10 protein-coding genes are annotated in these 12,399 nt (G+C 41.7%); all 10 read left to right on the forward strand.

Translation table 11 applies throughout. The features are described 5' to 3' along the window. Positions 1-36 precede the first annotated feature (36 nt). The 10 genes from ACQCT5_RS13045 to treC all read left to right on the forward strand — a co-directional run bounded on the left by ACQCT5_RS13045 (position 37) and on the right by treC (position 12,268). Positions 37-309, forward strand: coding sequence for a YhdT family protein (locus ACQCT5_RS13045; protein WP_499642631.1), 273 nt, complete (start codon positions 37-39; stop codon positions 307-309). Then, positions 306-1,769: a sodium/pantothenate symporter gene (gene panF / locus ACQCT5_RS13050; protein ID WP_499642466.1), complete on the forward strand. Its 1,464-nt coding sequence runs from the start codon at positions 306-308 to the stop codon at positions 1,767-1,769. The genes ACQCT5_RS13045 and panF overlap by 4 nt, the downstream gene beginning before the upstream one ends. 34 nt (positions 1,770-1,803) lie before the next feature. Next, positions 1,804-4,035, forward strand: coding sequence for a hypothetical protein (locus ACQCT5_RS13055; RefSeq protein ID WP_499642467.1), 2,232 nt, complete (start codon positions 1,804-1,806; stop codon positions 4,033-4,035). A 95-nt stretch (positions 4,036-4,130) separates the two neighbouring features. After that, complete coding sequence (locus ACQCT5_RS13060) at positions 4,131-5,414, forward strand: MBL fold metallo-hydrolase (RefSeq protein WP_499642468.1); 1,284 nt, start codon at positions 4,131-4,133, stop codon at positions 5,412-5,414. A gap of 85 nt (positions 5,415-5,499) precedes the next feature. After that, positions 5,500-5,979, forward strand: coding sequence for a hypothetical protein (locus ACQCT5_RS13065; RefSeq protein ID WP_499642469.1), 480 nt, complete (start codon positions 5,500-5,502; stop codon positions 5,977-5,979). 158 nt (positions 5,980-6,137) lie between these two features. Further along, positions 6,138-6,671 carry a CBO0543 family protein gene (locus ACQCT5_RS13070; protein ID WP_499642470.1) on the forward strand — a complete coding sequence of 178 codons (534 nt, stop codon included), beginning with the start codon at positions 6,138-6,140 and terminating at the stop codon, positions 6,669-6,671. A gap of 99 nt (positions 6,672-6,770) precedes the next feature. Continuing rightward, positions 6,771-7,280, forward strand: coding sequence for a PTS sugar transporter subunit IIA (locus tag ACQCT5_RS13075; protein WP_499642471.1), 510 nt, complete (start codon positions 6,771-6,773; stop codon positions 7,278-7,280). Positions 7,281-7,306: 26 nt separating this feature from the next. Next, a complete protein-coding gene (gene treP / locus ACQCT5_RS13080; protein WP_499642472.1) occupies positions 7,307-8,725 on the forward strand; it encodes a PTS system trehalose-specific EIIBC component in 1,419 nt (472 codons plus the stop codon). 112 nt (positions 8,726-8,837) lie between these two features. Further along, positions 8,838-10,520: a glycoside hydrolase family 13 protein gene (locus tag ACQCT5_RS13085; RefSeq protein ID WP_499642473.1), complete on the forward strand. Its 1,683-nt coding sequence runs from the start codon at positions 8,838-8,840 to the stop codon at positions 10,518-10,520. A gap of 47 nt (positions 10,521-10,567) precedes the next feature. Beyond that, positions 10,568-12,268, forward strand: a complete 1,701-nt coding sequence (gene treC, locus ACQCT5_RS13090) for an alpha,alpha-phosphotrehalase (protein WP_499642474.1) — start codon at positions 10,568-10,570, stop codon at positions 12,266-12,268. Positions 12,269-12,399 lie beyond the last annotated feature (131 nt).

A 12,399-nucleotide genomic window follows, 5' to 3' on the forward strand; every position in this document is an offset into this window, starting at 1 on the left:
AAGGAGGATCTCGTTTTGGAAAAAAATAGAGATAGAATGATAAAAAAAGACTGGCGTTATCCCATTGCGCATAAAGAGGCATGGATAGGCGTCGGGTTGGCTATATTTCATTTTATTTGGTGGTATGGTTTCGGCTATGGATTCGGATCAAGACCGGTGGATTCCTATTCCTATATCCTGGGTTTTCCGGAATGGTTTTTTTATAGCTGTATCCTCGGCTTTATCCTAATAGTTGTTATTGTGATAGTTGTTGTGAGAAATCTCTTTCAAGATCTTCCCCTTGAATCGGAGAAAGGGGACGAACGATGAAAATAGGTGTGATTCTTCCGCTTATCGTTTTTTTAATCCTTATATTTCTTATAGGAATTGCTGCATCTAGAAGTCTTTCCCGTTCCAACTCCTTCGTGCAGGACTATTTTCTTGGAGGGAGGGAGCTCGGTGGTCTGCTCTTGGCCATGACAATGGTTGCAACATATGGAAGCGCATCAAGCTTCATTGGTGGGCCGGGGATTGCTTATCATACGGGACTGGGCTGGGTCATGCTTGCGATGATCCAAGTGGTGACAGGGTATTTTGTACTGACTATTCTGGGGAAGAAGTTTGCCATCATGTCACGTAAAATGAAAGCAATCACCCTGATCGATTTCCTGAAGGAACGTTATCAGAACAAGTGGGTTGTCATTCTGTCCGCTGCAAGTATCATCATTTTTCTATTTTCCGCCATGACAGCACAGTGGATAGGCGGGGCAATCCTCATTGAATCGATTACAGGCCTTTCTTATACAACTGCGCTATTCATTTTTGCGGTCTCTGTCTTAGTCTACGTCATTATCGGAGGTTTTCGTGCGGTGGCGATAACAGATGGAATACAGGGTGTGGTGATGGTGATAGGGACGGTGATCATTTTAGCCGGGACAATCGTCGCAGGCGGGGGAGTCCCTGCCATAATGGGAGAGCTATCTGCTGAAAATCCGAACCTGATTACTCCTTTTGGGGCGGACGGCACGCTCACACCGCTTTATGTTTCCTCCTTTTGGATTTTGGTGGGAGTGGGGGTAGTGGGATTGCCTCAAGTGGCAGTAAGGGCAATGTCCTACAAGAATTCAAAGGCCATGCATACAGCTTTGATCATCGGTACTATTGTTGTCGGATTCATTATGCTAGGGATGCATTTGACAGGTGTTTTTGGGAGAGCGGTGCTCCCGGGACTTACGACACCGGACACTGTGATGCCCCTGCTGGCAATGGAGGTACTTCCTCCCTGGCTGGCTGGTATCGTATTGGCTGCTCCGATGGCTGCCATCATGTCTACAGTAGATTCCCTTCTTTTGATAGTAAGCTCATCCATTGTGAAAGACATCTACTTGAATTATGTGAGTCCCGATGCTCCGGAAAAGAAGATTCGTCAAATGAGCCTGGGAGTAACAGGAATAGTCGGTATACTTGTATTTTTTATGGCAATCAGCCCTCCTGACTTCCTCATTACTTTAAATTTATTTGCTTTTGGCGGACTTGAGGCTGCATTCATTTGGCCTGTTGTACTTGGATTGTATTGGAAAAAAGGAAATGCTTATGGGGCTCTGGGCTCGATCCTCGTAGGAGTACTATCCTACATAGTGATTGTAACATTTACGGATGGAGTGTTTGGGATGCACAGTGTAGTGCTTCCAGTCGTATTTTCTCTTTTTGCCTATATCATTTTAAGTGTACTAGGAAGAACAAGAAATAGAGAAATGCAAAAAAGGATAATAGAAAAGTATATGATTTAAAGGATTTTATACATTTTAATTTAGGGGACTATAAATGAACGCAATAAAAAGGGCACTTTTATTAGTTGGAAAAACGGTGGTTGGTTTTATCGAGCGCAATTGGAAAGCAAGTATTCTTGGATTATTTGTTTATATTCTGATGTTGGTTTTTATCATGGGCTTTTTCTTCTATACCGGAGCTGGAAAATGGTTTGATTTTTCGTTTACTCTATTTACTGCATTCCTCAGCATCGTAATAGGAACATTTATTAGTTGGATTGCTCTAAAAATATTGGTAAAATTGCCCAATTTACTGGTCGCATGCATTTTGGGTGCTGTTGCAGGGATTATTACGCTTGGGGCATACTTGGGACCGTTCTTTACGATGATGGGCTATTTTCTACTGATATTGGGTGCATGGACAGGATTTTCTATTAAACTGGTAAGAAGTGCAAGAAAACGGAGAGGCTTCACTTTAGTCGCTTTAGGGTCTGTAACTGTATTACTGCATGGTCTGTTTTTCTTTTCCATCTTTTCTGAAGGGAGAGAGGGGGCATGGAGTCTGGAGGTAGCAGACAAAGCGATGAATCCTTCTCTTGCCAATCCTGCTGTGAATGGTGATTACGACATTACTAATTTTACTTATGGTAGCGGAGAGGATCAGAGACGAGAGGAATACCGAGACGTTACATATCAGACGAACACAGTCAATATGTCTTCATTTATCGTTCATCCAAAAGGCTTCAACAAATGGTACCGTGAGTGGTTCTGGGGTTTTAATCTAAACAAAGCTCCTTTAAATGGGAGAGTATGGATGCCGGATGAATCCTCTGAAGAGCCCTTTCCTTTAGTACTCATAGTTCATGGGAATCATAATATGGCGGATTTTTCGGATGGGGGATATGAGTATCTTGGCGAACTTCTGGCGAGTAAGGGATTTATTGCCGTTTCCATAGATCAAAACTTCCTTAACTCCGGAAAGTCGGGACATATTGGCTGGGATAATGCAGGAAGGGCATGGATGTTCCTTAAGCATTTGGATCAGTGGGGGAAGTGGAATAATGATAAACAGCATCCCTTATACGGAAAAGTGGATATGGATAATATTGGGTTAATCGGTCATTCCCGTGGTGGGGAGGCTGTCAGTTTGGCTGCGCTGATGAATGATCTGGACCGATTGCCAAATAATGCGAAGGTAACCATGAATTTCGATTTTTCCATCAAAGCATTAATCGGACTTTCCCCAGGGGACGGAAGATTCAAGCTTGGTGACCAGCCCGTTGAATTGAAAGATATCAACTATTTGACTATTCAAGGGGCAAACGATACCGATCATACCAATTATTACGGTATTAGACAGTATGAAAGGGTCAGTTTCTCGGATGATTTTGATGGTTTCAAAAGCAGCATTTATCTTTATGGAGCGAATCATGGCCAATTCAATTCCGATTGGGAAGTCGACCAACCTTCCCCGTATTGGTGGTTCATGAACCGAAAAGAAATTATGGAACCCGATCTACAGCGGGAAATGACAAAGCTTTATGTAGCAGCCTTTCTCGATGCAACATTAAAAGGTAGAGAGGAATATCGGCAAATCTTTTCCAACAAGGAGACCGCCTCTTCGTGGATTCCTACCGATCCTGTCAGATTGAAATATGAAGATAACTCGTTCACACCTCTTGCAACGTACGAAGAGGATGTGGATGTAACTACCATGACGAAGGAAGCGGGAGAGCTTCATGGCCATAACCTGCAAGTCTGGAAGGAGGTTAATCTGACTTTAAGGAATAATGAGCCCCAGGGAAATGAAGTGGTAAAATTGGGCTGGCGCGGGACCACTGGAAGATATACAGTGAAACTTCCGGATGAAATCTCTGAAACCCTCGGTCCAGAGACAGTTCTAAGTTTCGATGCTGTACAACTGCACCCGAGCCGATATGACTTCTATGGAATTCGTGTTCCAGAAGGATTCGAAGAGGAGGCCATCCCCATTTCTGTCATGGTAAAACCAAAAGGTACCTTTAAGCTGGATAGCCGCATTGGAACAACAGTGCAAATCGAACCGACCTATTCCACAAAGCTATACAAATTCGACTGGTGGAATGAGAGATTCGGTAATAATTACGAGCATATGCTGCAGACATATGAGGTGCCATTGGCGTTCTTGCAGGAAAATATGGCAAGCATCAACTATCAGGATATTAATGAAATCATATTTGAATTCAATCAAACCGGAAGTGGGCTGATTTACCTCGACAACATTGGTTTGAAAGAGCTAAATAGGTAAATATTGACCGAAAAGCTTTGAGAAGAACGAATAATATAGCAGCTTCTCCCTCATAGTAACATTACGAGTGAAATGTTCTAGGGGGAGAGGTTTTCATGAAAAAGTTCATCTGTGCTTTTATTATTGCATTTGCATTTATCCATACCAATACACCCATACTTGTATTTGGTGCAGAACTATCTACCGACATTCAAATAAAACCCCATCTGTCTTCTCCCGTTTATACAAATACAATTGCAGAAACTTCGTCCGGAACCGAAAAAGCGATAGCATCATTAAAGGTGCACTACATAAATATAGGGCAAGGAGACGCCATTCTTCTTCAGACACCAAATGGCTCCCAAGTGCTTATTGACACCGGTCCGAGGGAGTCGGCACCCAAATTAATAGACTACCTAAAAAAGCTTTCCATTACCTCAATCGACTTGCTGGTCATCACTCACCCTGATTTTGACCATATTGGTGGAATTCCGGCTCTACTTGAGGAAATACCTGTAAAGAAAATTCTTGATAGTGGAAAAGCGCACTCCACATTGTCCTTCATCCAGTACAAGCAGTACGTCTGGAATAACATTGTTCCTGTGCAATATGCCAAGGAAAAAATGAAGCTTGAATTTGATCCGGATCTAAAAGTGAAGGTGCTTAATAGCGGTGTTGGTAAAAAGGAAACAAATGATGCTTCCATCGTTCTCCAGGTTGCCTACGGGGAAATAAAATTCCTCTTTATGGGAGATACAGAAGAGATGGAAGAGAAGCGGTTGAGCAGAAAATACAATCTGGAATCCACCATTCTGAAGGTTGCCCATCATGGATCCAACAGTTCCTCTACAGCTGCATTCCTAAAGGATGTAAAACCAAAAATCGCAGTCATTTCCGCCGGAAGGAACAATGATTTTGGTCATCCACACCTGCCTGTTCTAAACAGATTGATTGAAAGCGGTGCAGATATCTATAATACGGCAGAAGCAGGGGATATCGTGTTCTCGACGGATGGAACGCTGTTGTTTGTCAATGATCGACCATGGCTGTATGCAAATAGCAAGGAAAGAACCAAGACTAATACTATAACAATTACAGACCTTGACGTAAAAGAGGAAACAGTTACCTTGCAGAACCAAGGGACAGAAACAATCGACCTGACAGATTGGAAGCTTATCAGCCAGAAAGGATACCAAACATTTGATTTTCCTAAAAATTATAAGCTTGCACCAGGTGAGATGATGTATATTACTTCAGGAGCTCAAAAAAAGCATTTCAAAAAATATATCCATTGGCTAAGCGACCATTTGTGGAACAACAAAGGGGATAAAGCACAACTCTTTAATGAAAAGGGGGAGCTTGTTGATGAGATTGAAAACTTCGAAGAAACTGAAAACTAGAAATGATGTTTAAATTGGGGTGTAAGGTGATATGTAAAAGGGAAGGTATAGAGCATCAAGCTTTACAGTTGGGAGCGGTACAAGAATGAAACTACGCAAGCCATATCGAATATTACTTCCTTTTGCGATAATTTCCCTTTTATTTATTGCGTACATACACATCTCAAAAGATAAAATTGTTTCCTCGGCTATACTCGATAAAACAAATAATGCAGTGGCTGTAAACGTTCAGAATCCTTTCATTGTTCCCATTACCATCTATAATTCTAAAGTGGTGGATAAGGAAGAGAAGGAGATGCCTGCAACCGCTTATAGTATCATTTTGAATGGCTCTTACGGCAGTTCGGATGCAACTGTCGACCAAGCGGTAATTTCCCGGAAAACGGATGTGTTCGAGGAATTGAAGGAAGTGGACATTCCAGGTGCAAGCAATAGAAAAGAGAAAAACTACACTCTCTATATGAGAGAAGAAGATGAGAAATTGAGAATGGACACTGCCAGAGAAGTATCTATTTCTTTTAAAGTACTGTCCTTCCTCCCTTTCCATACAAAAGTAATACTTTGAACCGACGCTATTAAGATAGTGTCTTTTTTTTGTTGTTATGGTGGAAAGTATGCCCTTCTTAGAGTAAAAAAGGACATTAAAGGAAAAAATATCTTGAGTTGCGACAAGTTTCGACAATAAACCGAAGCTAATGGCGTTTAGGGCAGGAAAGAGAGGGAATGTACAAAGTGAAGCCACTCTACTTTTTCGATTTTTATAATTGGATATTACTTAACAATATAGCTGATCCGAGATGGTGGCTGTTATTCATTTCCATTTTTTGGCCCTGGATTGTTTGGTGGAAGCTTATTGCCAAAAAGCGCCTTTTTGAAATCCTTGCATATGGATTATTATGGGCGGCGATGGCTACATGGCTGGATCTACTTGGGACATCAAATGGCATGTGGGAGTATCCTTTCAAATTATATCACAAGGTATCCTGCCTGCTTCCCGCTGATGTTTCAGTTATACCAGTGCTTTTTATGCTTCTCTATCAGTATGGAGAAAGATGGAGAACCTTCCTTTTAGGCAGCGTGATTGTATCTACCTTGCTTTCTTTTATTTTCGAACCCATTTTTTTGAAAATGAATATGCTTAACCTAATTACATGGACTCACATCAAGTCATGGGTTTCTTTTATTTTTCTTGCACTCGTAACAAGATTAATTATTACCCTATTGAAAAAAGCACAGCGAAAGTTTTTGGTTGACTAACATGTATATACAAGTTAGACTAAAAATCTGAACATGTATATACAAGTTTGTGTTTAAATGTAAGCGTTTATCTCAGACTCTAAAACTGGAGGGAATTATATGTTTAAGAAACTTTTCGGTATGAAAGATAGAGAAGCAAAACCGACGGAGGAAGTTGTGTTTGCGCCATTAAGTGGGAAAGTGACAGAACTGACAGAAGTCCCGGACCCTACCTTTTCACAAAAAATGATGGGGGACGGACTTGCAATCATTCCAAGTGAAGGTGAGGTAGTCTCTCCGGTTGATGGGGAAATCATACAATTCTTCCATACTAAACATGCTATCGGAATTCGTTCTGTAACTGGAGCTGAAATACTTATACATGTTGGTCTTGAAACTGTTTCCATGAATGGAGAGGGCTTTGAAGGCCATGTCCGAGAAGGGGATAAAGTAAAAGCCGGGGATAGACTCATCAGCTTTGATCTGAATCTGATAAATAAAAAAGCGGCAAATACCATTACTCCTATTGTAATCACGAACGGGGAAGTGGTGGAAAGCCTTGACAAAAAGCTTACAGATAATGCTGTTAAAGGACAAACAGAACTATTCCATCTAAAAGTGAAGAGCTAACGTAGAGAAAATGGGAGGATAAGAATATGGACATTAGAAAGCAAGCAGAAGAGATTGTCCATGCCATCGGGGGAAAAGAGAACATAAGTGCAGCAACACATTGTGTGACACGTCTCCGTTTGGCATTGAATGATGAAAGTAAGGTCGACCAGGAAGCACTTGAACAAATTGAGAGTGTAAAGGGTTCCTTTTCCACAAATGGGCAATTCCAGATTGTTATTGGACAAGGCACCGTCAATAAAGTCTATAAAGAGTTTGTAGAAATAACAGGTGTAGGGGAATCATCCAAAGATGAAGTGAAAAAGGCTGCTGAGCAGAATTTGAACCCGATTCAGCGTGCAGTAAAAACACTGGCGGATATATTTATTCCAATTCTACCTGCAATCGTAACAGCAGGTCTCTTAATGGGGATCAACAACCTGCTTACGGGAACAGGGATATTTTACAATGATGCTTCCATTATCGATAAACACCCGCAATGGGCAGATATTGCAGGCATTATCAACCTGATTGCAAATACTGCATTTGTTTTCTTGCCCGGTCTTATTGGGTGGTCTGCTGCCAAAAGATTTGGCGGGAGTGAACTCTTAGGGATAGTCCTTGGTTTGATGCTGGTGCATCCGGACCTGTTGAATGCATGGGGCTATGCAGAGGCACAAAAAGAGGGAGACGTGGACACCTGGAATTTCCTTGGACTTGAAATCGAAAAGGTTGGTTACCAAGGACAAGTCTTGCCAGTTCTGGTGGCAGCTTTTGTATTAGCCAAGGTAGAGCAATTCCTGACAAAACGTGTGAGTGACGGTTTTCATTTATTGGTCGTTCCTCCAATTACATTATTACTGACTGGATTCATTACATTTGTAGCAATAGGACCTATCACATTTGCAATCGGAAACTTCCTTACGGATGGGTTTGTATCCATCTTTGATGCGGTTCCTGCCATCGGTGGTCTGATTTATGGAGGATTGTATGCGCCACTTGTTATCACTGGGATGCATCATACGTTCCTCGCTGTGGATCTGCAGCTGATATCTGCAATCGGAGGGACGTTCCTATGGCCGATGGTTGCTCTATCCAATATCGCACAAGGGTCTGCAGCATTCGCCATGATGCTTGCTACCAAGGATGAAAAACTGAAAGGATTGGCGCTGACTTCTTCCATATCCGCTTGGCTCGGTATTACGGAACCTGCGATGTTCGGAGTAAACCTGCGCTACCGTTATCCATTCTTCGCTGCAATGATTGGATCTGCCATTGCAGGTGTGACCATTACGATTGCAGGTGTAATGGCACCTTCGATCGGAGTTGGAGGGATTCCGGCATTCTTCTCCATCCTTAATGAATTCTGGCCGATATTCTTTGTAGGAATGGCAATCGTACTAATCGTACCATTCGGACTAACATTCTTGATTGCCAAAGTCAAAATGAGAAAAGACGCACAATAAATTAGGATGTATCACTGTAAAGGATTGTAAAAAGGGGTCTGGCCCCGACTTACAATCCTTTACAAATTTGAAGCGGAACAAAGAAATTTCATTTTAAAAGGAGAGATGAGAGATGCAAAAGGCTTGGTGGAAAGAAAGCGTTGTTTATCAAATCTACCCTAGAAGTTTTATGGATTCTAATGCAGACGGAATAGGTGATATACAAGGAATCATATCCAAACTTGATTACTTAAAGGAACTTGGAATCGATACCATATGGCTTTCTCCTGTATATGAATCCCCTAATGATGACAATGGCTATGATATAAGCAGCTACATGTCCATTATGAAAGAGTTCGGTACCATGAAGGATTGGGAAGAGCTTATGATGGAGGTACATAGGCGTGATATGAAGTTGATTATGGATCTTGTAGTGAACCATACTTCAGACGAACATGAATGGTTCATACAGGCAAGGACTTCAAAAGAAAATCCATATAGGGACTATTATATTTGGCGGGATCCAAAAGAGGATGGCTCCGAACCGAATAACTGGGCGTCCAATTTCGGCGGATCCTCATGGGAGTTCAATGAAAAGACGGGTGACTATTATCTACATCTTTTCTCCAAAAAACAACCAGATCTCAACTGGGTGAACAAGAAGCTGCGTGAAGAAATCTACACGATGATGAAATGGTGGCTTGATAAGGGGATTGATGGATTTCGGATGGATGTCATCAACTTCATTTCCAAAGTGGATGGACTTCCTGATGGAGAAGTGAAACTTGGAAAGTCTTATGCTTCTGGAAGCAAGTATTATCGAACAGGTCCTTATATCCATGAGTATCTGCAGGAAATGCATCGAAATGTACTCTCTCACTATGATGTCATGACAGTGGGGGAAATGCCTGGTGTAACACCTGAACAGGCCATTGATTACACAGCTGAGGAACGAAATGAATTGAATATGGTGTTCCAATTTGAACATGTAGGTCTGGATAATGGTCTGAACGGCAAATGGGATTTGAAGCCGTTGGTGCTTTCTGATTTAAAAAAGAGCTTATCCCGTTGGCAGGAAGCATTAGGTGAAAAGGGTTGGAACAGTCTATATTTTAATAATCATGACCAGCCGCGTGCCCTATCTCGCTTTGCCGATGATGGGAAATACCGGATAGAGTCTGCCAAAATGCTTGCCACACTCCTGCACATGATGAAAGGTACTCCGTATGTTTTCCAGGGAGAAGAGCTGGGCATGACCAATGTGGCTTTTGAAACTATAGAAGATTATCGAGACATTGAGTCCTTGCAGGCATATGAAGAGCTGAAAAGCCAAGGATGGAATGAAGAGATGATCATGAAGAGCATCCATGAGAAAAGCAGGGATAACGCAAGAACCCCTATGCAATGGAATGCCGATGAAAATGCAGGTTTTACCAAAGGGACCCCTTGGCTAAATGTGAACCCTAACTATTCAAAGATAAATGCTGAAAATGAGCTGAGTAATCCCGATTCGATTTTCTATTACTATCAGAAACTCATCCATTTAAGAAAGCAGAATGAAATAATTGTATATGGAAATTATCAATTGATATTGGAAGATCATCCGGAAATCTATGCTTATGTGAGAACCTATCAAGATAAAAGGCTTTTAGTAATCTGTAATTTCTATGAAAACAATCCGGTATTCGAATTGCCAAGAAACATCCATTTTATGACAAAACAGCTATTGGCAAGTAATTATGAAACGGAAGAGCAGAGCGACATTTCAAGTTTCACCATGCAGCCATATGAGGCAAGGGTGTATCTGCTGAACTAATTAGAAGAGAAGCTGGAAATTTAAAGTTAAAAAAACGAGGTGTTGAGATGAGCAAGATTGCGAAGGAACCATGGTGGAAACGATCAGTTGTGTATCAAATCTATCCGAAGAGCTTCAATGATACAACTGGAAATGGTGTTGGGGATATCCAAGGGATTATACAGAAACTGGATTACTTGAAAGAGCTCGGGGTGGACGTCATCTGGCTGACTCCGATCTACAAGTCGCCACAAAAGGATAACGGGTATGATATCAGTGACTATTTTTCGATCCATGAAGAGTATGGAACGATGGATGACTTTGACCTGCTCCTTAAGGAAGCCCATGGTAGAGATATAAAGGTGATCATGGACATCGTCGTTAATCATACTTCAACCGAGCATGAATGGTTCCAAAAGTCCATGGAAGCAAAGGAAGATAATCCTTATCGTGATTTCTACATTTGGAAGGATAGCAAAGAAGACGGAACAGAACCGACGAACTGGGAATCCAAATTCGGAGGCAACGCCTGGGCATTTGATGAAAAGACAGGACAATGGTATCTACATCTTTTCGATATAACGCAAGCCGATCTGAATTGGGAGAACGAAGAGGTGCGAAAACAAGTATTTGATATGATGACATTCTGGTTTGAAAAGGGAGTGGACGGGTTCCGCCTGGACGTTATCAACCTGATATCAAAAGATCAGCACTTTCCTGACGATGATGGTTCTGTGCCTCCTGGTGACGGACGCAAGTTCTACACAGATGGCCCGAGAGTTCACGAATATATGAATGAGATGTATGAAAAGGTCTTTTCCAAATACGATAGTATGACTGTAGGGGAAATGTCCTCCACCACGATAGACCACTGCATAAAGTATACACGTCCTGATCGTAATGAATTGAGTATGACATTTAATTTTCATCACTTGAAAGTAGATTATCCTGGCGGTGAGAAATGGTCAGTAGCGGATTTTGATTTCCAGCAGTTGAAAGATATTCTATCGACCTGGCAAATCGAAATGAATGCTGGAGGAGGTTGGAACGCTCTATTTTGGTGCAACCATGATCAGCCTCGTATCGTATCGAGATATGGAAATGACAGGGAGTACCATCAGGAGTCGGCAAAAATGCTTGCAAGCAGTATGCATATGATGCAGGGAACGCCTTATATCTATCAGGGGGAAGAATTTGGAATGACCAACCCCGGGTATGTGAAGATTTCTGATTACCGAGATGTGGAATCGTTGAATACCTATCGTCTGAAAATGGAAGAAGGAATGTCAGAGGAAGAGATTCTGGAGATTCTAAGACATAAATCCCGCGATAATTCACGCACCCCAGTTCAATGGAATGACGAAAAGCATGCCGGGTTCACTACTGGCACCCCATGGATTGGTGTAGCGGGGAACTACTCGAATATCAATGCAGAAAAAGCGCTAAGTGACAAGGGTTCCATCTTTTTTCACTATAAAAAACTGATTCAACTTCGCAAGGATTACGACATTGTGACATTTGGCGATTTTCAGCTTATTTTGGAAAGGCATCCTGACATCTTTGCGTATATCCGCAATGGAAATGATGAAAAGCTTCTTGTTGTGAGCAACTATTATGCTAAAACAACGGTCTTTACGCTACCGGCAGATGTAGATATCGATGGATATAAAGCTGAAATCTTGCTGAGCAATTATGAGGATTCTAGTGAAGCATTTGACGAAGTGACTCTCCGTCCCTATGAATCCATTATTTATCACCTGAAAAAGTAAAGCTCTTTTCGTAAAGTTTGTTGCCTATGACCGTAAAAAATCGGCCTTTGGATTTTTTACCTAGAACAACAATGTAATATTTAAAAAGTAAATTATCTAATACGCTGAAAAGAGCACGATGGTAGGTAATT

Origin of the sequence: Sutcliffiella halmapala (assembly GCF_050107295.1) — a bacterium.
Lineage (GTDB): Bacteria > Bacillota > Bacilli > Bacillales > Bacillaceae_I > Sutcliffiella_A > Sutcliffiella_A halmapala_A.